Here is a 21,565-nt window from a genome sequence, read left to right on the forward strand (position 1 = left end):
TCAATTCTGGCGCCGCCGACCACGGCGCGGCAGGGTGAGGGTGGAGAGCAACAGCAGGACGGGCACCATGTTCCCACCCATGGCCTCACATCCGCCCGAGCCCTTGGGGGCAGGCAATGGTTGGGGAGTGGTGCCTGCGTCCTCGGCCGTACCGGCGTCCTCGGGACTGCCCGCGTCGGGGGTGCCCGCGTCCACGGGGGGCTCCTCGACGGGGCCGGCCGGATAGAGCGGCGCCCCGAGCTGCTCCGCGAGCTGCGGCCACTGGGCCGGGCAGAGTTCTCGCACGGGAGTGCCTCGGGGGCAGTGGTGCGCGCCCTGGATTTCGTAGAGGCCGAACAGGGGCTGCCAGGTGCTGCCCTCGTCGGTGCTGCGCGCCAGCGCCCAGTCATGCAGCCAGGTGGAGCCGCAGCCGTAGAGCGTCTGCCCGTCGCGCAGCACGCACGCGTTGCCCGTGGGCAGCGACAGCATCTCCAGCGGTCCGGTGGAAGGGCCCCGGAAGAAGTGGTTGAGCGTCCCCACCCACGCCTTCTTCCCATCCGCGGACAGCTCCATGTTGATGAAGACGTCGTTGATGGTGGAGACGATGTTCAGCGTCTGGCCCGCGTCGTCGCTGCGCAGCAGGTACGTGGCGCCCTGGGAGGACACGCGCGCCCACAGCACGTCCGCGGATACCGGGTCCGCCATCTCCACGAGCAAGTCGTACGGCAAGAGCAGCTCCGACAGCGGGTGGACCACCTCGGTCCACGTCTCGCCCGCGTCGTCGCTGCGCAGCAGGAGCAACCGGCTCTCCTCCTTGCCACTCACGTAGAGGCGCTGGGGGTTCGCCGGGGACACGCGCACCGCGTTGAGCACCAGGCCCTGGCGCATGAGAGGAGAAGGGGCCCACGTCTCGCCGCCGTCCAGGGAGCGATAGACGCCGTTGGGTTTGCCGTGCCGGGAGGTGACGACGTAGAGGATGCGGTCGTCGGTGGGATGCGCGGCCAGCCCCGACACCCAGGTGTCCTTGAAGAAGGGGTGGGTGTTCCAGGAGCAGCCGCCGTCGGGCGAGCGGAGCAGCGTGCTGCCGGTGGCCGCGAGGATGTCGCCCGCCTCACGCCACAGGTAGGCGTTGGGGTTCCAGCCGCCGTAGCCCATGGCCGTCGGGCATATCCACCGGAACGTCTTCCCGCTGTCGCGCGAAATCACCGCGCCGAACGTCGCGCCCAGGAAGTAATCCTCCGGGTGGCCTCGGCGCAGGGTGACGTTGGAGGTCTCTGGCAGGCCCGCGTGCGCTCGCGCCGTCCCTCCGACACCCAGGGCACACAGGGTGGCGACGAGGCTCCAGCGGCGCATGTGGCGAGTCGTCATGATTCGGGCTCCAGGGGGTGTGGGGGGCCGGCCCATCCCGGACGATAACGCCTGGACCGCCGACATATAGCGGCGAGCGTGGAAGCACGGGTGCGTTGCTTCGCCACATCCCGTGCGTGGAAGGTCATGCACCCACCACTTTCGTGTCGACGGGAGGAGGCGCGCGCGGAGGGCTCGCCTCCTGGCGGCCGGTCTGCTACGGACGTGGGAGACATTGCCGCAGGGGGGAGCACGACATGGCGGGGGCCGCGAAGGTGTCCGACCTCATTCCGGATGAGGGCGCCAAGGGGTGGGGTGTGCCCGTGGGAGCCCCCGGCCGCGCGGTGTGGGAGGCACTGATGCAGGGTGCGGTGGACGTGGCGGTGCGGTCCTACGAGGACCTGTCCCCGGTGCAGCGCGAGCGGGTGCTGGAGGAGTCCGGCAATGTGCCCGCGCAGGCGCGCTCGGCGCTGGTGGACGTGCTGCGGCGCGCGCGGGACTTCGCGGGCGCGGCCCGGCTCCTGGAAGCGCAGGGCGCGGACTCGGAAGCCGCGGCGCTGCATGAGCAGGCAGGCGCGCCGATGCTGGCGGCCGAGGCGTGGCTGCGCGCCGGAGAGCGGGCCCGCGCGGCTGCGGCCTTCGAGAGCGCGGGTGCGTTGGAGCGGGCCCTGGAGCTGTACCGCGCGCTGCATGCGCGCGAGTCCATGGCCCAGTGCCTCACGCGCTCGCAGCGCCCGCTGGAGGCCGCGGAGCTGTACCACGCGCTGGGCTATGCGCACGCGGAGCTGGAGGCGCTGCGCGGCGTGCCGCCCGAGCATCCCCGGCGTCGCGAGGCGGTGCTGCGCATGTGCGCGCTGCTCGACGAGCAGGGAGAGTCCTGGCGCGCGCTGGTGCTGCTGGCGGATGCGCGGCAGGAGTCGGCGGCCGCGCGCGAGGACGACGTGCTCCAGGCCGAGCACCTGCGCCTGTTGCGCCACCTGGGGCTGGGCGACGGCACGTCCGCGTTCCATGAGCCCGCGCCGGTGGCGAGCGCCGTGCCGGACGGGTACGAGTACCTCAAGGCCATCCCCATCTTCGGCGAGCTGGCGCTGGAGGATTTGAAGGACTTGTTCCGCATGGCGCAGCAGGTGGCCATCCCCGGGGACACCACGGTGCTGGAGAAGGGCGCGCGGGGCACGGGCCTGCTGGTGCTGCTGGAGGGCACGGTGGACGTATTCACCGGGCCGGGGCTGGACGCTCGCCAGCTCAACACGCTGGGGCCCGGCGCCTGGCTGGGTGAAATCTCCCTCATCCTGGATGGACCCACGTCCGCGCACGTGCGCTCACGCTCGTCCGTCCGCGCGCTGAGGGTGACGCGCGTGGACTTCCAGCATTACCTGGCCACGCACGAGGCTGCGGCCCTGCGCATCTACCGGCTGTTCACCCACAACCTCGCGGAGCGGGTGCGCGCGTTGAGCGCGTAGGACTCCATGTGGCGGTAGGATGGCGGCATGGCGGACATGCACGTCGTGGGGAAGGAGCGGGCGGTGACGCTCGCGAGCCAGGGGAAGCTGGAGGAGGCGCTGGCCGAGTACCAGGGCCTCTCGAAGTCCACCCCGGACGACGCGGACGTGCACCAGCGGGTGGCGGAGTTGCTGGAGTGGCTGGGCAGGAAGGCCGACGCCGCGGCGGCCCACGAGACGGCGGCGCTGGCGTGGGCGAAGGTGGATGAGCCCCTGCGCGCGGTGGCCGCGTGTGTCGCCCTCGCCCGGCTGGGCGCCACCGACGCCATGAGGCTGCGCTGCGCGCGGGCGCTGGCCGAGCGCTTCGCCCTGTGTCCTGGCGTCGTCGCGGAGCGCCCCGTGCCGCTGTTCTCCCGGCTGAGCCGCGAGGACTTCGTGGCCCTGGTGGGAGTGCTGGAGGTGCGCGCCTTCTTCCCGGGACAGGCGGTGGTGGAGGAGGGCGCGGCGGGCGCGTCCATGTTCGCGCTGGTGGAAGGCCGCGCGGAGGTGGTGCGCGCGCTGGAGGACGGCGAGCGCGGCGTGGTGGGCTCGGTGGTGCCCGGGGACTTCTTCGGCGAGCTGGCGCTGGTGTCGGAAGGGCCGCGCCTGGCCAGCGTCGTCGCCACCGAGCGCGCCGTGCTGCTGGAGTTGACGCGCGCGAGCCTGACGGCGGTGGCGGTGCGTCACCCTGGCGTGGGCGAGGTGCTGGAGGACTTCTACCGGCGCCGACTGGTGGACAACCTGCTCCGCAGCAACCCGCTGCTCAGTCGGCTGACGGCGGAGCAGAAGGCGGCGCTCTCCCTCGACTTCCGGCTGCGCGCCGTGGTGCCCGACGAGGTGCTGATGGCGCAGGGCCAGCCGGGGGATGCCTTCTACGTGTTGCTGCGTGGCAAGTGCACGCCGTGGTTGGAGCAGCCGGGTGGCAGACGCATGCCGCTGGCGGAGCTGCGCGAGGGGGACGTCTTCGGCGAAATCTCCCTCCTGTTGGACAAGCCGGTGTCCGCCACGGTGCGCGCCGACGTGAAGGGCGTGGTGCTGCAACTGCCGCGCGCCGCCTTCGAGAAGCACCTGCTCAGCCAGCCCGGCACGAAGGGCCTGCTCATGCGCATGGGCACGGAGCGGCTGCAGAACTCCGCGCGCGTGCTGGCCTCCGGCCGCGTGCTGCATGATGGAGATTTGCGCGTCTGAGCCGGACCCCTGAAACGACGACGCCCGGGCCCCCATGAGGGAGACCCGGGCGAAGAGGACATCCGACCCGCATGAATGCGGGCCGGACGTTTGACTGCGATTACATCGAGTAGCCGAGCGTCAGGCCGAACACGTGCGCGGAGCCGTTGTACGTGCCGGAGATGCCCGGCGCGGAGCTCTCGTTGTCGGCCAGGCTGACGAACTGGTAGCCGAAGTCAGCGCGCACCGAGCCGAAGCGGTAGCCCGCGCCCACGGAGACGCCGAAGCGGTCCGCGTCCGGGAGGTCCGGGGTCAGCGTGCCACCGGGACCCGGGGCCGGGTCCAGGATGAGGCCGGCGCGGACCTGGAGGGCGGGCGTCACGCCGTACTCGGCGCCCAGGTGGTAGTTCCACTTCGCGCGCCAGCGCTTGGGCAGCGGGTTGTTGATGGCCGGGTTCTCCGGGAACTCGATGGCGAGCTCCTGGAACGAGGACCAGTCCACCCAGTTGGCGTCGAAGGCGATTCGCAGGTTGTCCAACGGGGTGACGGCGATACCCCACGCCACCGTCGCGGGCAGCGTGACGTCACCCTCCACCGGACCGTCGGGCAGACGCGCCTGGAACTCCGCGGGCACGTTCTGGAAGTCCGCGTTGCCCTTGAAGGTCAGGTCCGCGGTGCTGCGGAAGTGCAGGCCCATGGTGACGTACTTGGGCAGCAGCACCGCCTGCACGCCCAGGTTGTAGCCGATGCCCCACGACGCGCCGCCCAGGTGCACCTGGCCTTCGCTTTCGACGAAGCCCAGCGCGCGCTTGAGCTCCAGCGTGCCGCGGTAGATGTCCAGACCCGCGCCGACGCGGAACCGCTCGTGGAGCTGGAACGCGGCGGTGGGGTTGATGTTGTAGACGGCCATGGCCGACTCCTGGGCCTTGAAGCGGCCCACGAAGTCATCCACCCAGCGGCTGTTCGCGCCGAACGGCGTGTACACGCCCACGCCCACCGCGAAGCGGTCGAAGGGCTTGTACACGGCGAACAGGTGCGGAGGCGGCGACAGCGTCGTCTTCTGGCCCTGCTCGGCGCCGTTCACCGGGGTGAACTTGATGCCGGGGAGGATGCCGGTGTCGCCAATCTGCACGTCCAGCTTGTTCACACCCAGGATGTTCGCGGCGTTCGAGTAGATGGCCGACGAGTCGTCCAGCCACGCGGCCGCCGCGTTGCCCATGCCCGTGGAGCGGGCGCTCTGGGTGTTGATCTGGAAGCCGGCGGCCTGGGAGGAGCCAGCGGCCAGCAGCGCTACGAGGGACAGTGTCTTCTTCATGTGAGTCATTCCCCTGAGTCCTGTCCGTTACGGAGTGGCCGCGGTGCCCGTGTTGAGGAAGCTGACGACCTGGGCCTGGGCCGTGTCGCGCACGGACTTCAGGAACGGGTTGCCCGGGTCGGACGGGTCGGCGATGAGGAGGAACACGTGCCGCGTCGACGTGGGCAGCAGGTCGACCTCGGCCATGTAGTTCTGCACCGTGCGGGTGCTGTCGCGGTTGGCCGCGGCGATGAGCCCCTGCGTCACCGGGTTCGGAATCACCTCGTCACCCTTGATGTACTGGATGAACGCCTCGCGCTCGGCGGGAGCACCCTCGAGGTTCTCCAGCTTCCAGGCGTAGTTGCGAGGAGCGGCCGGGTCCAGGATGGTGCGAGCCAGCACGATGAACTCGTCGAACGCCGGGGTGCCGGGGATGCGGCCCACGGTGCCCAGGAAGTTCAGGAAGCCATCGCGGCGGGCGATGAACGTCGGGTTGGCGGACGTCAGGAGCACGTCGACCAGATCGCCGCCCGGGACATTGAGGACGGTGCGGCGCACGCGGGTGTTGACGGACGCGGACAGCGCGCCCTGGAAGCCGCCCAGGCTCTGACCCACGTAGTCCACGGTGGCCGCGTTGAGCGTGGCGCCCGGGACGACGTTGCCCAGCTGCGTGCGCAGGCCGTCGCTGGCCAGCACGCGGGTGAACTGCGAGAAGTCCACCACGTGGTGGCGGAAGTTGTCGCGCGTGGCGAACAGGTTGGTGAGGTTGAGGAAGTTCCAGCTGGAGACGGCCGGCGGGGAGTTCGCGTTGGCGCGCAGGAAGTCGCCGCCCTCGCACTTGGCCGTCGTCACGCTGCACACGCCCTGGCCCATCGCCTGGCAGGACAGGTCGCCACCCGCCCCGGGGTTGCAGGCGCTGGCCGTCGCCGGAGCGACACAGCGGCCGTAGGTGGGGCTGTTGACCGTCACGTCACAGGTGGAGCCGGCGGCGCACGCCTGGTCCGGAGTGGTGATGGTGCCCAGGCCCGACGCGGCGGTGATGCCCGCGCAGCTGGTGCGCTCGCCGTGGAGCACGGTGTCCATGGCGGCCACCGCGTAGCCCGCCTCGTTGAGCTTGTTGACGATGGGGAGCACGGAGGTGCGGTTGCTGCCCAGGCCGTGACCGAAGACGACGACCTTGTAGCCGCCGGCCGGAGGCGCCGAGGCGGGCACGAACAGCCAGAACGGGACGTGGTCCAGGCGGGTGGGACGCGCGGGGTTGAGCGCGCCGTTGGTGTCATCCAGGAGGTTGGGCGTCAGGAACGCGCCGACGAGGGCCTTGCCCACGTTGGTGTGCTCCAGGCCGTTGGCCGTCATGGCGCCGGTGAGCTGGGGCGTCTGGTCCACCAGGTAAAGCGGCGTGGTCGGCACCGGGGCGGGCGCCTGGTTCAGCGCGCCGAGCACGGTGTGGGTGCTCTGCGTGGTGAAGACCCACGCCAGCAGCACGTCCTTGCGCGCGATGTGCTGGGCCTCCAGCGAGTCGAACAGGGGCTTCATGCCCGCGCGGATGGGCTCCAGCGCGACGGCGTTGCCGTCCGGGACGGCGGCGACCTGGCTCTTGCCGTCGATGGCCAGCGGCGCGGACAGACGCAGCAGGGCCTGGGGACCGGTGGGCGCGACGAAGTTGCCCTTCTCGTCCTTGGCGCCGCGCAGCAGCACCACCGCGTACTGGCTGGCGGGGTCGAGCGGAACCTCGGGGATGATCTGCAACTGCTGGGGCGCGGGGTCCGCCGGGGTGCCGTCGCGCTTGGTGCTGGAGGCGCAGTTGAGGCACACCTTGACCTTGGGCGTGGTGCCGCCTGGGGTCAGCTTGACGAACAGCAGCTCGCGGCCCAGCCGGACGGTGTTCATGTCCAGCTTCGCGTCATTGTCGATGACGCCGCGGGTGACGCTGTTCTCGGAGATGATGGGCGCCGTCGTGGACCAGCCATCCAGGGTGTTCAGGCCCTTGATGAGGTCCACCACCGTGCCAGTGCCGGCGGGCACGGGCAGGTTCAGGTGCGCGGGCGTCGTGCCCGTCGCGGCCACGCGCAGCAGGTCGTTGGGGAAGGGGATGGTGCTGGTGCCCGGGTCGAACGTCGCCTCCGGCTGGCCCATGATGGTGAAGGTCCACGCCAGGACGATGTCGTCGCGGTTGATGGAGAACTTCGCCGCCGCCAGGTCGAGGACGTCCTTGTAGCCCAGGCGCAGCTGCTCCAGGCGCTTGGCGCTGTTGAGCTGGTCCGCCAGGCGCTCGGCCGGGTCCGACTTGGTGGAGGGGATGAGCTCCGTGGCGAGGGTGCAGTTGGGGGACGTCAGGTCCTGGCCCGGACAGTTGACGAGCGGCAGGCGCGAGCTGGCGAGGGACCACGTGGCCGAGCCGATGATGGGCTTGTTGTTCGGCGCGGCCGTCTTCAGGCCGTTCTGGCCACCGACGAGGACCACCGCGTAGCGGCCGCCCTTGGGCCAGCCCTGCGGCTGCGGCGGGATGACGGTGATTTGATTGCTGGCCTCGCGGTAGCCGATGGTCGGCGTCACGGGCTTCGCCAGCGGGGTGCCTTCGTACAGGTCGATGAACTTGACCGTCGTCGCGTTGACGGTCTCCGCGTTCAGGCCCTTCACCGTCGTCGTCGAGATGGCGGACGTCGGGAAGCCGTTGAGCGTATTGAGATAGTCCCGAGTGAACTCCTGCTCGGCGGCAGGCGAATTCGGATTGATGGGCGCCGCGACGATGTTCGAGCCATCCGGCAACTTGGCGATGGCCAAGTCATTCGGAGACGGCACGACAGCCGGAGACGCCGAGGGGTCGAACTCCGCCACGACGACGTCCGCGGCATTCGGCGGGTCGTCCTGCATGATGTCCGGATCACACGCTACCGTGCCCAGGGCCAGAGCCCCGAGGAACAACGCCTTTTTCATGGGTACAACCCCCTCCGAGTCCAAGTTTGGACTTCAGGACTAGGTGACAGTCGCGTGGCGTACCACGTCCCTGGGTTGGCCGGAAGCGACGGGACTTGACGCGTTGTGTCACCCATGCTTCGGCGTACGCGCGAGTGGCACCGGCTGTCTTTGACACACTGCGCTGACGCCAATCACCGGTACGCTGAGCGGATGAACCGACTGCTGGGTGTGCTGGTGATGTGCATGGCGATGGCGGCGTCCGCGGAGGAGGCCGGAGGACTGGCGTGGACGGCGCCCGCGGAGTGGGCGGCGCAGGGTGAGCGACCGATGCGCGCGGCGACGTACAAGCTGCCGGCGGCGAAGGGGGACACGGAGGGCGGGGAGTTGGCGGTCTTCTACTTCGGGCAGGGGCAGGGCGGCGCGGTGGACGCCAACGTGAAGCGGTGGCTGGGCCAGTTCCAGACGGCGGATGGCAAGCCGGTGGACAAGGTCGCCAAGACGAAGGCGGAGAAGCTCAACGGGATGCCGGTGACGACGGTGGACGTGAAGGGCACGTACATGGGCGGCGGGCCGATGATGGGCCCCTCCACGCCGAAGCCCGGATTCCGTCTGCTGGGGGCGATTGTGGAGGGCCCCGAGGGCGCCCTCTTCTTCAAGCTGACGGGCCCGGAGAAGACGGTGGCGGCCTCGGAGAAGTCCTTCCGCAAGCTGCTGGAGTCGGTGAAGAAGAAGTAGCTAGCGCGTGTCCCGGGCCGTCTTGAGGGCGGCCTTCTTCGCGGGCAGCTCCGGAATCAGCAACACCTCGATGCGCCGGTTTCGCGCGCGGCCCTGAGGGGTGGCGTTGGCGGACACCGGCCGCGTCTCCCCGTAGCCGGCGGCGATCATCCTGCGAGAGCGCACGCCGCCCTGTTCCTCCAGGAAGCGCACCACGTTGACGGCGCGCGCCACGGACAGCTCCCAGTTGGTGGGGAAGGTGGCCTGAAGCTTCTGCGACGGCGGCGAGTCATCCGTGTGGCCCGACACCTGGATGGCCTTGTCGTCGACCTTGGCCAGCACGCCGCCCAGCCGCTTGAGGACCTCCTGGCCGCGCTTGCTGATGCTCGCGTCGCCGGAGTCGAAGAGCACCTTGTCCACCAGGTCCACCTGGATGCGACCCTTGGCTTGAGACAGCTTGATGGCGCCCTCGGCAATCTCGGCCTTCATCTTGTCCTGCAGGTCGTCGTAGGTGTCCTTGAGCTTGGCCAGCTCCGCCTCCTGCTCCTGCACCGTCTGGGAGAGCTGCTCCTTCTCCGTGCTGAGCTGCTCCTTCTCCGAGGACAGCTTCGCGTGCTCCGCCTCCAGCGCGGCGTACTTCTCCTCCAGTTGCTTGCGCGCGGCCTCCGCGTCACGCGTGCGCGCCGTGGCCTCGTCCGCCAGCTTGCGTGCTTCCTCCGCCTGGGCCTGCGCCTGCGCCGAGCCCCGGTGCGCCAGGTACAGCACTCCGCCCGCGAGCAGCACCACCAGCACCGTCACCAGCCAGGGCACCCAGGCCCGCCCTCGCTCCGCTTGCATCAAGACCTCCCAGGGGGATGTATGCGAGCCACCGTAACGACGACACCCGGGTGCGCCTCAAGGCGTCCCGGGTGCGTGAAGGTGTCTGGAGGTTCAACCTTGCAGCGGGGGCGCAAGCCCCGCACGGTGTGTCAGAAAGGGAACCAGGAAGGACGCACGCTGCGCACGTCACTCAGCGTGTGAGACAGCTGGGCGCCGAAGTCGTTGAACGCCTGGCCATCCAGCCAGATGGACTCAATCTGTTTCTGGCCGAGCTTCACTTCGTGACGTTTGCCATTGGCGGCGGTGGCGACGACGGTGTCTCCGCCGTTGTACGTGACCTGGAACTTCTCGCCCCAGATTTCGACGGGCTCGCTGAACTTCAGGTCCTTGGGGACCTGCGTCACCATGTTGGTGCCGCGCGAGCCGGGGACCTTCATGTCGTCCATGAACTCGCGGAGGAAGTCGCGCGTCACTTCGCGCGTCTGTCCATCCAGGATGGGGTCCACCTTGTTGTCGTAGCCGAAGCCCAGCACGCTGTTGGACTGCTTGGGGTTGTCCAGGTTCCACGTGGGGACGCTGAGCATGAACTGGTTGGCGCCCGGCTTCGCCTTGTCGCGCCAGTCCTGGGCCTCGGTGGCGTTGTCCTTGAGCAGGGCCAGGCCGTTGAAGCCGTTCCACACCACGTCATCCGTGTCGAGCTGGCCGGTGGGCAGGGGCTTGGGCTGGGCGGTGCCGTTGGACGGGTGCGTGCCGCCGCGCGTCTGGAGCGACGCGCCAATCTGCGGCAGGTCGTTCTTGTTGTAGCCCATGGGCAGGTTGTCCAGCGTGCCGCCGTCCACCAGGTGCATCTGCCGACCGGTGACGGGGTCCACCAGTTGCACGGGCTCGAAGACGCCGGGGATGGCCATGGAGGCGCGCATGGCGAGCGCCACGGGCGTGTCCGGCGTCGTCTCCTGGCTGAAGACGAAGATGCGGTCCTGCGCGCTCTTGAAGCCGCCGTTGGGGACGGCGCTGTCGTAGGCCTTGGCGGCGACGAGCTGGAGGGGAATCTTGAGGTCGGCGAACGTGACGGGCCGGTCGGTGATTCCGGTCAGCTCGCGCAGCTTCTGGTCGAAGAGGTCATACGCGGCCTGGCCGTTGAGCAGGCCACCGTCGTTCATGTCCAGGTCGAGGTCATACAGCTTGCCCAGGCGCGGATCCTTGGCCACGTCCTCCACCTGCTTCGGCGTGGCGCCCGTGGCGGCGAACGCGGCGGCGATGGAGCCGGCGGACGTGCCCGTGAGGCTCACCGGCACCACGCCCATCTCGCGCATCTCCGTCAGCATGGCCGCGTAGCGCTTGCCCTTGCCGCCACCGCCCTCCAGGCTCAGGTGCACGCCCATGGGCTCGCCGCCCTGCACCGGCATGCCCGCCTCGGCGCGGTTCTGGGCGACGGAGGCGGTGTACTCGGCGGCCTTCTTCGCGTCGCCCCCCGCGACGATGTCCAGCGCCGCGGGCGGCTTCGTCACCGGCGTGCCCGTGGGGAAGCGGCTGGCGTGGACCTGGCCGTTGGGAAGCTCCTTCGCCAGGAACTGCGGGTCCAACCAGAGCGAGCCCGGGCGCGGCGCGGTGGCCTTCGTGTAGCCCGTCTGCTGCGTCAGCGCCCCTTCCGCCTTCTCCAGCGCCGCCTTCACCTGCGCGTAGCGCGGGTGCGTGGAGGGCAGCATGTCCAGCTGCGCCGACAGCGAGCGCACCTGGCCCAGCGTGTCGCGGAACTGCTGGGTCTGCTCGACGAGCTGCTTGCCCTGCTTGTCGTCAATCTTGGGGGGCAGGACGCGCTCGAGGACCTTGCGAAGGTCGCCCAGGTCCACGTCCAGCAGCTTGTTGAGCGGAATCTGGAGCGGCTTGCCGGTGAGGGTGATGCCCTCCCAGGGCTTGCCGCCGGTGCCGGCGAGCTGGGGCAGGCCCAGCTTGGAGAGGTCCGGCAGCTTCGCCTCGAAGCGGTCCACCACCTGGTTGGCCACGCGGGCGACGTTCTGCAGGCCCTGGCCCATCCGCTCAATCAGGTTGGGCTTGGGGGCCTCCACCTTCTGCGGCTGCACGGGCTCCGGGGCTCGACGCGGTGCGGCGGAAGGCGTGGAGGAAGGCGGGGTCTTGATGCTCATCGCGGAGGCTCCACGGGGGGCGCGTCGAGGGGGTGGCGGTCTGCCTGGGGATTATCGCGCGGAAGGCGCCCCGGGTTGTGTGTCGCCTTTCGGAAGTCGCATCGGCCCGGCAAGGCCCTTGCTTAGGGATGGATCAGAGGCGCCTGACGCCTGCTTTTTCTGGAGGCCTTCCGTGACGATGTGCCGCAGCCCTGAGTTCGAGATGCTCGTTGCCCATGCCGTGACGCTCTTTCCCGAGGACACCGTCCTCTCGGCGCTTCAGGTGATGCACCGCCACGGGGTGCACGCGCTCCCCGTGGTGGATGGCCACAACGGAGCGTGGTTGGGCGAGGTGTCCCAGCACGAGCTGCAGCGCCTGTCGGCCTTCGCGCCGCTGGCGCGGCTGGCTGAAATTCTGACCGCCAAGGCGCTGGCGAGCACGGAAGAAAAGACCGCCGTGTCCACGCCGGCCTCGGCGCTGCTGCTCCACGCGCCCGCGCAGCGGTGGCTGCATTGAGCCGCGCGCGAGCAGGTGGCCGGGGGACACAGGAGGCGAGCCTCCGGGGTGGTACGAACGAGCAGGCGGCCCGTGCTCCTTCCGGCACCGCTCGCGCGACCTCGCGCTCCTCTCAGGAGGCTCGCGAAGTGACTGGGGACCGGCTGACGGCTAGCACCGGGGGGTGGGCTCAAAAACCACCGGGGAGACCACAGCCTGTTCCCGGTGGCCCCGGGCCAGCTGGCACTCGATTCCCCGGGGGACGGAGGAGGCTTGGTATGAAGGCAGTGGCGATCATCCTCGCAGCGGGCGAGGCCCGGCGGATGGCCCACCCCAAGGCGCTCATCCTGCACGAAGGCGACAAGAGCTTCCTTCAGTCGCTGGCGTCGACCTTTGGCAAGGCGGGATGCAGTGTGCTGGGTGTGGTGGGGAAGGATGCTGAGGCCGTGCGCGAGCAGCATCCGGGGCTGGACCTGGTGGAGTCCGAGCAGTGGAAGGACAGCCAGATGGTCTCGGTGAAGGTGGGGTTGGACGCGGCGATGGAGGCCGGAGCGGACGTCGTGCTCCTGCATCCGGTGGACATGCCAGCGCTCCGCGCCACCACGGTGAAGTCGTTGCTCAAGTTGATGGGGGAAGCGGAGGAGGCGCTGCGTCCGGAGTTCGAAGGGGCACCTGGCTGGCCGGTGTTGCTGTCGCGCGCGGCGGCGGAGCGGCTGCGCGCTGAGTCGGGCGAGCAGCTCGAGGCGGTGCTGAAGAACATGAAGGTGCGCCGGGTGCCGCTGAAGGACCCGGGCGTGATTGTGAACATCAACGGGCCGGAGACGTACGAGCGGTTGTTCGGCTCGGAGCCGAAGCTGGCGCCGCCTCCCAAGCGCCGAGGCACCGGCAAGCGGCCGTCCTCGGGGCTCACCACGGTGGCGGACATTGGCGGTGGGGGCGGTTCGGTCCCCATGGCCGCGGCATCTGACGAGTAGAAGCTGGAGGGCCGGGGCTCCCTGTCGTGGGCGGCTCCGGCCCGCCGTGTTGCTAGAAGGTCAGGCCCAGGCCGAAGTACGGCCCGCCGAAGCCTTCCTCGTGTTCGACGCCGTCCACGTGTCCGGCGTCGTTGAGGTACAGCGCGCGCCAGCCGCCGCGCAGGTTGAAGGTGCCCAGGTGCAGGGCGAGGCCCGCCTGGGCGTCCACCTGGCGGTGCGGAAAGGGCGTGGCGTTCAGACGCGCCTCCAGGTCAATCGGCGAGGCGCCGATGCAGGCCTCCACGGACGCGCCGAAGCTGGGGCCCACGAAGATGATGTTGGCGGCGTGGGCGCTCGTCAGGCCCGCTTCCACGCGCATGCGTCCCCGGGAGCTGGCCCACAAGGCCGCCGTCACCCGCGCGCTCAGGAGCGTGATTCGGTCCACCTTGTCGGAGCCGTCGTCCGCGTCGAGCGTCATGCCGGTGATGCGGGTGTCCAACCCCATGCGCCGGCCCTCCATGGCCATGAAGACGCTCATGGCGCCTCCATCCTTGAGCCAGTCCGTCTGCGCGCCCAGGCGCACCAGCAGCGGCACGGGCTCATCTCGTCGGCGCTCGGCGCGGGCGGTGGCGTTCAGCCGGGACGAGGAGGCCGCGGCCCCCGCGATGCCCACGCCGACGATGCCCGTGCTCGAGGGCACGTGGGCCCGTCGCCGCCTCCGGGGCGCGTCGTCTTGTTGTGCGTCACGCTCCTTGCCGATGGCCGTGGCGGGGTGCTCGCGCGCCGTGCGCCCGGCGTTGGAGTCCTGACCGGCGGGCGAGGCGGGGTGCTCCCGGGGGGGTGCGTCCGGGCGGCTCGCGCTCCGCTCCGGGCGGGAGGGTCCTCCGCTGGAGGACGTGGGGGTGGAGCGCTTGCCGAAGCGGGCCTCGGCGGGGGCTGAGCCCAGCAGGAGGGTGGCGGTGAGCGCGGAGCCGAGCACGGCCTTCGATGAGGGCAAGGTCCACTCCTCTTCCTGGCGGGGGACAACGGGGGAGCGACATTCAAGGGTCGCCGGCCCCGCGCGGCCATGGCCCCCGGGGGTGGGCGGGCGTTGTCCAATCGCGCTTGTATGACTTCGGGCAGCGGGGCGCGCGTCGAGTGAGCACGGCCCGACACGTGGGAGGAATTGCCTTTCACCGGCCGACGCTCGCCATGCATCCCTGGCCTCGGCGCCCCATCTCTGCCTCCATGGGGGACCGGGCCTATGTGCCTGTCCGGGGCGGGCGGATGCTCACGGTTCGACAGTGAGCGGAAGCCCGGCGGCGTGACACGTGTCAGCGAGCGACGGAGGCACTAGGGTGGCAATCGTGACCCATGTGGTGATGCAACCAACCGTGCTCCTGGTGGAGGACGACCCGGACCTGCGGGGGGTGATGGCGGAAGCGCTCCAGGACGAAGGCTACGAGGTGGCCATGGCCATCAACAGCCGTGAGGCCCTGCGCGTGCTCGTGTCGCTGGAGGTGCCGTGTCTGGTGTTGGTGGACCTGGAGACGCCGCGCGTGCAGGGGCTGGGCCTGCTTGAGACCTTGGGCAAGGATTCGCGCTTCGCGCAGTCGCGCGTGGTGGTCATGTGCGCGGAGTCGAGACCCTGTCCGGAGGGCGTGGTGGCGATGTTGCGCAAGCCGGTGCGGCTCAAGGACCTGCTGGCCGCGGTCCAGGCGCACTGCCCGGGGCCCCAGCCTGAGGTGTCCCGAAGGGTCAGTAGGTGAGGCCCAGGCCGAAGTAGGGGCCGTGGAAGCTGTCGCGGTGGGCGACGCCGTCCACGTGGCCCGCGTCGTCCAGCAGCATGCCCCGGTAGCCGCCGCGCAGCACCAGCGCGCCCAGGTGCAGCGCCAGCGCGGCGCTCGCGTCCACCTGGCGGTAGGGGAAGGGCGTCACCTGCGTGCGCGCCTCGAAGTCCAGCGGGCCGGCCAGGCACGCCTCGAACGACATGCCCAGGCTGGGGCCCACGAAGGAGATGTCCGGCGCGCTCGCGGTGCTCACACCGGCTTCCGCGCGCAGGCGGACGCGCTCCAGGGAGACGAGCGCCCAGGTGAGGTGCGCCTCGAACAGGGTGATGCTGTCCGAATCAGAGGAGCCGTCGTCGGCGTCCACGCTGATGCCGGTGACGCGCGCGTCCACGCCGAAGCGCCGGCCCTCCAGGCCGATGAAGAGGTCACCCGCGCCGCCGCTGTTGACGGGGCCGGCCTGGAAGCCGACGCGGAAGGACAGGGGCGCCGCGTGACGCTCCTGCCGCACCTCACCCCGGTGCCGGGGCTCGTCCACCACCATCAACCGGTGGTTGCCGCCGGTGAGCACGAAGGCGAGGAAGCCGATGCCGTCCGCGACGTCCGACGCGACATGACGGCTGTTGTTGTTGCGGCGCCGGCGTGGCCGGTCGTCGTCATCGTCGGAGTCCGACTGGCCCACCGGCGTGGCCTCGTGCGTGTCGTCCTTCTTGTCGTCGTCCTTCTTCGAATCGCTCTGCGAAGGACGGGAACGCTTGCCGAAGCGCGCCTCGGCGGACGTCGAGCCCAGCATCAATCCCAGGGCAAGCACGGCGCTCAGGACGGAACGGAAAGGGAACACGGTGGACTCCTCGGCGGGGTGGCCGGAACCAGGCAACGCGAGTCAGGACGACTGACCGCCTGCTTTATTCATACACCCGGGGTGTACGGGATGCGCACCGCCCCCCTGGCCGGACGCCTTCCTCGCGGGCCCACCGCGCCCAGGTGCCCGGGAGGTTCAAACCGACACCCCCGGGCCCGGCTTGGAGCCTGGAGCGGGGCTCCTACTTCCTGTAGCAGAGCTTGGGGTTCTTCACGCAAGCCACGGCCAGGCACTCGCTGGCGGAGCGCTGGGCGCAGCCCTTCTTGCACTTGCCGGGCGTGGTGCTGAAGTCGCAGGTCGGGTCGTCGCACGTGTTGCGCTCGGCCACGGTCAGCGCGTCGCAGGGACTGTTGAGGTAGGTGCTGATGGGCTCGGGGTGGGACACGCCGTCGTCGTCGCTGCAGGCCTCGAAGTCGCCGTCGCCCTGGACGAGGGGGCCATCATTCACGGCGCAGCGGGGCGCCTGGGCGCTGGAGCTGCCGGGCTCACAGGGGCCCACGGTGCGGGCCAGACAGCCATAGGCCCTCACCCCGCTGACGACGGCGTTGGCGCAGATGCGCGAGGCCAGGTGCTCGTCCCCGGCAATCCAGTCCTTGGCGAAGCAGGCGTGGACGTTCTGGTACGGGTAGCCGGTGAAGTTCGGCTTGGTGAGCTGGGGCAGGTAGGTGTCCATGTTGATGAAGACCTCCACGGCCAGGGCCTTCATGTCGAAGAGGTTCCCGAAGAAGGCGCCCTCTCTGAAGGTGAACGCGCCGAAGGACGCGGCGGGGTAGCGGCCGAGCGTCGCGGCGGGGCTCACCCACGAGCCCGGCGCGGACGTGCGGTCATAGGGCGCGGACATGACGCTGTACTTGCCGTTCCGGGGGCAGGTGAACGTCGCGCTGGGGGCGTCTCCGCCGCAGTCGTTCTTCTCCGCCGCGGCCAGGGCGCGGCTGGCCTCGCAGCCGTAGAGCTCCTTGCACACGCGCAGCACGCGGCGGCCCGAGCCGGAGCCGAGCGCTCCAGTGCAGGTGCCCGGCCTCGGCGCGCCCCCGCCCACCGTCACCTGCGTGCCCGCGGCGCAGCTACCCACGCCCTCGCCCACCCAGCCACACTCCTCATTCAGCCCGGAGCCGCTCCTGTCACAGGGCAGGAACATGGGGTGCCACTGCTTGGGGTCACCGGTGGGGTTGAAGGTCCGGTCGTCCCGGGGGTCCTCTCCGCGCAGGGAGATTTCCACCGTGTGGCCATAGGCGTTGTTGCGAGCCAGCAGGCACGCGCTCACGTAGCCCAGGCACTCCTTGCTGGGGGCCTGGTACTCCCACTCCGAGCACAGCCCCGCGCCTCCGGTGAAGGTGTACACGTCGCCCCGGCGGTCCTTCCACTCCACCACGGACGTCGCGGGCAGCGCGCATTCGACCAGGTAGTGCATGACGTTGCGCGCGGCCGGGTCCTCGAGCTGGTACCGGAGGCGCGCGTCACTGGCGAAGGAGCGCGAGGTCAGCGGCTCCGAGGTGAGCGCCTCGATGGAGCGCGCGTTGGTGGTGAGCGCGTTGAAGGCCAGGTCCGCGGTGGAGAGCGAGTTGAGGATGCGGATGCCCGGCTCGGCGTCGGCGCGGGACAGCGGCAGCAGCGCGGCCAGGCACACGAGGGCGGCCAGCACGGGCCGGAAGGGGGCTCGGAGTGACATGCGGAAGGAAGACATGGGGAAGGACCTCGCGCGGAAGAAGACTCGAGGGACGCGAGGTAGCACACGCCGGGCCGACGCTCATGCCGCAGTATTTCCGTGAGGTTGCGCGTGGCGGGCCCGGTGCCCTGTTGCCCCCAGGTCCACAGGTGCCGGGACAGGTGTGGACGTGGAGGCCACGCCGGAGCGGGGGCCCGGGGCTCCCGGCCCGTCAGCGGCGCGTGCCCTTCTTGCCCTTGGCCGAGCCCGCGCGTCGCGGCTCCGAGCGTCCCTGGCTCTGGGGTGGCTCGGCGGGGGCCACGGAGCAGGCCGCCGCGGCATTCAGGGCCTCCGCCCGGGCGCTCTGGTGTTGCTGCTCCAGCACGCGCAGCCGCCGGGACATGGCCTCGCGCAGGGCCTGCAGCTCCGCCACGCGGGCCTCGGACTCGGCAGCCTCGCGCTCCAACTGGGCGCCGCGCTCGGCCAGCGCGGACACAGAGCGGGTACTGGCCCAGGTCGCCGTTCCACCCAGCAGGCACACGCCCGCGAGCAGACCCCAGGGCAGCCACGCCCGGCGCCACCGCGCCGCCTCGTTTCGCCGCGTCGCTTCCATGCCCGCCCAAGGCTAGCGAGCCACCCGCTGTAGGCCTCAAGGCGACGGCCCTGCCACTTGGGGATTTACAGGGCGGCCTCAAGTTTACAGGGCGGAAATGAAGTCACGGGCTTGATTCGGACGCCCGGCCGGGGCGTCATCCGGCCCCTTTCCTCCAACTTCGGGAGTCGGTGGGCTGATGGCGATTGCTTGCGTGGTGCTGGACTTCGACGGGACCTTCACGGACGTGGCGACGGAGAGCGCGCCCTTCTTGAAACACTTTCGTGACGGACTGGTCCGCGCACTGGGGCAGGGGGTGGAGCAGGCCTGGGAGGAGGAGGTCTCAGCGCTGCGAGCGGGAGCCGACCTCCTGGGGTGGAACCTGGGCGGCAAGGTGGTGGCGCCCGCGACGGCGGACCCGTACCTGACGGCCACGACGGCGGCGCACCGCATCTTCCAGCGCCTCTCCGTGGGCACCGACGAGGCGACGCGCTCGGAGGCCGTGCAGACGATGTATCGCGAGTCCTACGTGCACTCGGCCACGGCCTTCAAGCCGGAGGCGAAGGAGGTGCTGGAGGCGCTGCTCGCCACGGGCCTGCCCGTCACCGTGGTGACGAACGCGCACACGGAGCTGGTGGAGAAGAAGCTGGACACCCTGGCGCCCAAGGGCCGCGAGCGGCTGAAGGTCTCCGGCGACGCCCGCAAGTTCCTGTTGGACCCGCCGGACGTGCCTGACGCGCGCTTCGACCCGCTGCCGGAGACGCAGGTGCTGGAAGGCGTGCTGCGCCGGCCCATCTACCTGCGCCGGGGTCGCTACTTCGAGGCCCTCAAGCACATCTGGGACACCACCGGCACGCGGCCCGAGGACACGCTGGTGGCCGGCGACATCTATGAATTGGACCTGGCGCTGCCGGCCGCGCTGGGCGCGCACGTGCAGCTCGTCGCCCGCGACAACGTGTTGCCGTACGAGCTGAAGGCCATCGACGCGCTGGGGGCTCGCGGTGGCGTGGACAAGAGCCTGCTCGCGCTCCTGCCGCGCCTGCGCTGAAGCAGCCCCCGGCGATATGCGCCCCAGCGGCGCGGCGTTGACGAGGCTGTCGTCCGCCGCGCCCTTTTCGTTGGGGCCTGAATGCCTGGGAGCCCGCCATGTCCGTCCGCCGCTCGCTGTCGTCATGCCTCCTGGCCGCCTGCGTGTCCGCCTGCGCGACGTCTCGACAGGTGGCTCCGGAGGCGCCTCCCGTCGTCGTCCAGAGACTGGCGAGGGAGCCCGGCTGCGCGTTCGAGGTCTTCGAGGAGCGTGAGCCCCCGCGTCCCTATGCGGAACTCGGCACCCTGACGATGACGGGCAACGAGTGGCTGGGCGCGAAGGGCCGCAAGGAGCTGCTCCAGGAGACCGTCTGTCTGATGGGCGCGGACGCCGTGCTGCTGCCTCACCCCGCGGAGCGGAAGCTGGCCAGCGGCCATGGGGCCGGCGGCCAGCGCCTCAGGGAGTACGAGGCCCGCTTCGTGGCCTGGACGGATGTGCCCGCCCGCGTGGCGCGGCTCGAGGATCCGCCGCCCCTCGACCAGCGCCCCCCGCTCACGGCGGAGGACGGCTACCTCATCATCCCCGTGGACCCGGAGTGGACCGGCGAGTCCATTGGCACCGCGGTGCGCGAGGTGAAGCCCGCCGACGCCGCGAAGCAGTAGCCGGGAAGCTCCAGCGCACGAGCACACGCTGGAAACACGAAGCCCCGCGTCCCAGGGAAGGGAGCGCGGGGCTCGGTGCGACGGGCCTTGGGAGCCGGGAGTCTTAGACCTTCGCGCCCGGGGTGGGCTGGAAGACGTCGTTGAACTCCACGATGGCCTTGTTCAGCGAGGCCTTGATGTCGTTGGTGAGCTCGCGCTTGGAGGCGATGTCCTTCGAGAGGTTCGGGTACTTGCCGTCCGTGAAGTCCAGGAACTCACGCATCCAGCGCACCACGTCCGCCACGGGAATCTCGCGAATCCAGCCGCGCTTCTTGGGGTCGTCGCGGTTGGTGGCGGCGTAGATCTGCATGACCTGACGCTCGACGGGCAGCGGCTCGTACTGGCCCTGCTTGAGCAGCTCCACCATGCGGGCGCCGCGGGCCAGCGTCTCCTGCGTGGCCTTGTCGAGGTCCGAGCCGAACTGGGAGAAGGCGGCCAGCTCGCGGTACTGCGCGAGCTCCAGCTTCATGGTGCCGGCCACCTGCTTCATGGCCTTGATCTGCGCGGCGGAACCGACGCGGGACACCGAGAGACCGACGTTGATGGCCGGGCGGACGCCGGCGAAGAACAGGTCCGTCTCGAGGAAGATCTGGCCGTCGGTGATGGAGATGACGTTCGTCGGGATGTAGGCGGACACGTCGCCGGCCTGCGTCTCGATGATGGGGAGCGCCGTGAGCGAGCCCGCGCCCTCTTCGTCGGACAGCTTGGCGGCGCGCTCCAGCAGGCGGCTGTGCACGTAGAACACGTCGCCGGGGTACGCCTCACGACCCGGGGGGCGGCGCAGCAGCAGCGACAGCTGGCGGTACGCCACGGCCTGCTTGGACAGGTCGTCGTAGATGATGAGGGCGTGCATCTTGTTGTCGCGGAAGTACTCGCCGATGGCCACGCCGGCGTACGGCGCGAAGAACTGCATCGGGGCCGGGTCGGAGGCGTTGGCCGCCACCACCGTGGTGTACTCCATGGCGCCGAAGCGGTTGAGCTTCTCCACCACCTGGGCGACCGTCGACTGCTTCTGGCCGATGGCCACGTAGATGCAGTAAACGTTCAGGCCCTTCTGGTTGATGATGGTGTCGATGGCGACGGCCGTCTTGCCCGTCTGGCGGTCACCGATGATGAGCTCGCGCTGACCACGACCCACCGGCACCAGCGCGTCCAGCGCCTTGATGCCCGTCTGCAGCGGCTCGTGCACGCTCTTGCGCTTCACGATGCCGGGCGCCTTCACTTCCAGGCGGCGCATCTCGGTGGCCTCGATGGGGCCCTTGCCGTCCAGGGGCAGACCGAGCGGGTCCACCACGCGGCCCAGCAGGCCCTTGCCCACCGGCACGGAGGCGATCTGCTGGGTGCGCTTGACGGTGTCGCCCTCGCGGATGGCCTGGAAGTCGCCCATGATGGCGACGCCGACGTTGTCCTCCTCGAGGTTCAGCACGAGGCCCTTCACGCCGTTGGTGAACTCCACCAGCTCACCGGCCTGCACGCCCTCGAGGCCGTAGATGCGCGCGATACCGTCGCCCACGGACAGCACGGTGCCCGTCTCCGCGACGGTGACCTTCTTGCCGTAGTCCTTGATCTGCTCCCGGATGATTCTGCTGATCTCGTCGGCGCGGATTTCCATGGGCGTTTTGCGTCCTCGAACAGGGGGCGGGCCGGGTCGGTTCGGGTCCGCCGAAAGCTAGAAGTCGG

The 21,565-nt window shown here is 70.2% G+C and carries 18 protein-coding genes; 8 read left to right on the forward strand and 10 right to left on the reverse strand.

Features of this window, described 5'->3' with window-relative positions:
- The gene (locus G4D83_RS38535; protein WP_163869917.1) at nucleotides 1-1,347 is read right to left on the reverse strand and encodes a WD40/YVTN/BNR-like repeat-containing protein; all 1,347 of its coding nucleotides are present in this window, start codon (nucleotides 1,345-1,347) and stop codon (nucleotides 1-3) included.
- Nucleotides 1,348-1,583: 236 nt separating this feature from the next.
- Between G4D83_RS38535 and G4D83_RS38540 the strand changes: the two genes are divergently transcribed.
- Both G4D83_RS38540 and G4D83_RS38545 read left to right on the forward strand, forming a co-directional pair.
- Nucleotides 1,584-2,789: a cyclic nucleotide-binding domain-containing protein gene (locus G4D83_RS38540; RefSeq protein ID WP_163869918.1), complete on the forward strand. Its 1,206-nt coding sequence runs from the start codon at nucleotides 1,584-1,586 to the stop codon at nucleotides 2,787-2,789.
- Nucleotides 2,790-2,816: 27 nt separating this feature from the next.
- Nucleotides 2,817-3,995: a cyclic nucleotide-binding domain-containing protein gene (locus tag G4D83_RS38545; RefSeq protein ID WP_163869919.1), complete on the forward strand. Its 1,179-nt coding sequence runs from the start codon at nucleotides 2,817-2,819 to the stop codon at nucleotides 3,993-3,995.
- A 100-nt stretch (nucleotides 3,996-4,095) separates the two neighbouring features.
- Here G4D83_RS38545 and G4D83_RS38550 read toward each other — a convergent pair whose 3' ends face one another.
- Entirely contained in the window at nucleotides 4,096-5,289 is a 1,194-nt protein-coding gene (locus tag G4D83_RS38550) for an OmpP1/FadL family transporter (RefSeq protein ID WP_163869920.1), read from the reverse strand.
- Between the two features lie 27 nt (nucleotides 5,290-5,316).
- Complete coding sequence (locus G4D83_RS38555) at nucleotides 5,317-8,205, reverse strand: hypothetical protein (protein WP_205522825.1); 2,889 nt, start codon at nucleotides 8,203-8,205, stop codon at nucleotides 5,317-5,319.
- A 192-nt stretch (nucleotides 8,206-8,397) separates the two neighbouring features.
- Between G4D83_RS38555 and G4D83_RS38560 the strand changes: the two genes are divergently transcribed.
- The gene (locus tag G4D83_RS38560; protein ID WP_205522826.1) at nucleotides 8,398-8,922 is read left to right on the forward strand and encodes a hypothetical protein; all 525 of its coding nucleotides are present in this window, start codon (nucleotides 8,398-8,400) and stop codon (nucleotides 8,920-8,922) included.
- On the opposite strand, the gene G4D83_RS38565 is transcribed toward G4D83_RS38560, so the two are convergent.
- A complete protein-coding gene (locus tag G4D83_RS38565) occupies nucleotides 8,923-9,738 on the reverse strand; it encodes an OmpA/MotB family protein (RefSeq protein WP_163869922.1) in 816 nt (271 codons plus the stop codon).
- Between the two features lie 131 nt (nucleotides 9,739-9,869).
- Nucleotides 9,870-11,864 (reverse strand): patatin-like phospholipase family protein, encoded by a 1,995-nt coding sequence (locus G4D83_RS38570; RefSeq protein WP_163869923.1) that lies wholly within the window; start codon nucleotides 11,862-11,864, stop codon nucleotides 9,870-9,872.
- 178 nt (nucleotides 11,865-12,042) lie between these two features.
- Between G4D83_RS38570 and G4D83_RS38575 the strand changes: the two genes are divergently transcribed.
- Nucleotides 12,043-12,360, forward strand: coding sequence for a CBS domain-containing protein (locus G4D83_RS38575; RefSeq protein ID WP_163870023.1), 318 nt, complete (start codon nucleotides 12,043-12,045; stop codon nucleotides 12,358-12,360).
- 257 nt (nucleotides 12,361-12,617) lie between these two features.
- The gene (locus G4D83_RS38580) at nucleotides 12,618-13,313 is read left to right on the forward strand and encodes a nucleotidyltransferase family protein (RefSeq protein WP_163869924.1); all 696 of its coding nucleotides are present in this window, start codon (nucleotides 12,618-12,620) and stop codon (nucleotides 13,311-13,313) included.
- Nucleotides 13,314-13,365: 52 nt separating this feature from the next.
- On the opposite strand, the gene G4D83_RS38585 is transcribed toward G4D83_RS38580, so the two are convergent.
- Complete coding sequence (locus tag G4D83_RS38585; RefSeq protein ID WP_163869925.1) at nucleotides 13,366-14,289, reverse strand: hypothetical protein; 924 nt, start codon at nucleotides 14,287-14,289, stop codon at nucleotides 13,366-13,368.
- A gap of 340 nt (nucleotides 14,290-14,629) precedes the next feature.
- Here G4D83_RS38585 and G4D83_RS38590 point away from each other — a divergent pair, with 340 nt between their 5' ends.
- Nucleotides 14,630-15,040, forward strand: coding sequence for a response regulator (locus G4D83_RS38590; RefSeq protein ID WP_163869926.1), 411 nt, complete (start codon nucleotides 14,630-14,632; stop codon nucleotides 15,038-15,040).
- Here the strand turns inward: G4D83_RS38590 and G4D83_RS38595 are convergent.
- The 3 genes from G4D83_RS38595 to G4D83_RS38605 all read right to left on the reverse strand — a co-directional run bounded on the left by G4D83_RS38595 (nucleotide 15,030) and on the right by G4D83_RS38605 (nucleotide 18,178).
- Nucleotides 15,030-15,899: a hypothetical protein gene (locus G4D83_RS38595; protein ID WP_163869927.1), complete on the reverse strand. Its 870-nt coding sequence runs from the start codon at nucleotides 15,897-15,899 to the stop codon at nucleotides 15,030-15,032. The genes G4D83_RS38590 and G4D83_RS38595 overlap by 11 nt on opposite strands.
- A 202-nt stretch (nucleotides 15,900-16,101) precedes the next feature.
- A complete protein-coding gene (locus G4D83_RS38600) occupies nucleotides 16,102-17,604 on the reverse strand; it encodes a hypothetical protein (protein ID WP_240357065.1) in 1,503 nt (500 codons plus the stop codon).
- A gap of 193 nt (nucleotides 17,605-17,797) precedes the next feature.
- The gene (locus G4D83_RS38605; protein ID WP_163869928.1) at nucleotides 17,798-18,178 is read right to left on the reverse strand and encodes a hypothetical protein; all 381 of its coding nucleotides are present in this window, start codon (nucleotides 18,176-18,178) and stop codon (nucleotides 17,798-17,800) included.
- A gap of 178 nt (nucleotides 18,179-18,356) precedes the next feature.
- Between G4D83_RS38605 and G4D83_RS38610 the strand changes: the two genes are divergently transcribed.
- Both G4D83_RS38610 and G4D83_RS38615 read left to right on the forward strand, forming a co-directional pair.
- Nucleotides 18,357-19,205 (forward strand): HAD family hydrolase, encoded by an 849-nt coding sequence (locus tag G4D83_RS38610; protein WP_163869929.1) that lies wholly within the window; start codon nucleotides 18,357-18,359, stop codon nucleotides 19,203-19,205.
- 98 nt (nucleotides 19,206-19,303) lie between these two features.
- A complete protein-coding gene (locus G4D83_RS38615; protein WP_163869930.1) occupies nucleotides 19,304-19,846 on the forward strand; it encodes a hypothetical protein in 543 nt (180 codons plus the stop codon).
- Between the two features lie 103 nt (nucleotides 19,847-19,949).
- On the opposite strand, the gene atpA is transcribed toward G4D83_RS38615, so the two are convergent.
- On the reverse strand, nucleotides 19,950-21,497 hold the full coding sequence (gene atpA, locus G4D83_RS38620) for a F0F1 ATP synthase subunit alpha (protein WP_163869931.1): 1,548 nt from the start codon (nucleotides 21,495-21,497) through the stop codon (nucleotides 19,950-19,952).
- Between the last annotated feature and the right edge of the window lie 68 nt (nucleotides 21,498-21,565).

Source organism: Myxococcus eversor, from assembly GCF_010894455.1.
Lineage (GTDB): Bacteria > Myxococcota > Myxococcia > Myxococcales > Myxococcaceae > Myxococcus > Myxococcus eversor.

Coding starts and splice junctions, on each gene's coding strand:
- G4D83_RS38535 (WP_163869917.1), bottom strand. CDS start 1,347: ATGACGACTCGCCACATGCGCCGCTGGAGCCTCGTCGCCACCCTGTGT.
- G4D83_RS38540 (WP_163869918.1), top strand. CDS start 1,584: ATGGCGGGGGCCGCGAAGGTGTCCGACCTCATTCCGGATGAGGGCGCC.
- G4D83_RS38545 (WP_163869919.1), top strand. CDS start 2,817: ATGGCGGACATGCACGTCGTGGGGAAGGAGCGGGCGGTGACGCTCGCG.
- G4D83_RS38550 (WP_163869920.1), bottom strand. CDS start 5,289: ATGAAGAAGACACTGTCCCTCGTAGCGCTGCTGGCCGCTGGCTCCTCC.
- G4D83_RS38555 (WP_205522825.1), bottom strand. CDS start 8,205: ATGAAAAAGGCGTTGTTCCTCGGGGCTCTGGCCCTGGGCACGGTAGCG.
- G4D83_RS38560 (WP_205522826.1), top strand. CDS start 8,398: ATGAACCGACTGCTGGGTGTGCTGGTGATGTGCATGGCGATGGCGGCG.
- G4D83_RS38565 (WP_163869922.1), bottom strand. CDS start 9,738: ATGCAAGCGGAGCGAGGGCGGGCCTGGGTGCCCTGGCTGGTGACGGTG.
- G4D83_RS38570 (WP_163869923.1), bottom strand. CDS start 11,864: ATGAGCATCAAGACCCCGCCTTCCTCCACGCCTTCCGCCGCACCGCGT.
- G4D83_RS38575 (WP_163870023.1), top strand. CDS start 12,043: ATGTGCCGCAGCCCTGAGTTCGAGATGCTCGTTGCCCATGCCGTGACG.
- G4D83_RS38580 (WP_163869924.1), top strand. CDS start 12,618: ATGAAGGCAGTGGCGATCATCCTCGCAGCGGGCGAGGCCCGGCGGATG.
- G4D83_RS38600 (WP_240357065.1), bottom strand. CDS start 17,604: ATGTCTTCCTTCCGCATGTCACTCCGAGCCCCCTTCCGGCCCGTGCTG.
- G4D83_RS38605 (WP_163869928.1), bottom strand. CDS start 18,178: ATGGAAGCGACGCGGCGAAACGAGGCGGCGCGGTGGCGCCGGGCGTGG.
- G4D83_RS38610 (WP_163869929.1), top strand. CDS start 18,357: ATGGCGATTGCTTGCGTGGTGCTGGACTTCGACGGGACCTTCACGGAC.
- G4D83_RS38615 (WP_163869930.1), top strand. CDS start 19,304: ATGTCCGTCCGCCGCTCGCTGTCGTCATGCCTCCTGGCCGCCTGCGTG.
- atpA (WP_163869931.1), bottom strand. CDS start 21,497: ATGGAAATCCGCGCCGACGAGATCAGCAGAATCATCCGGGAGCAGATC.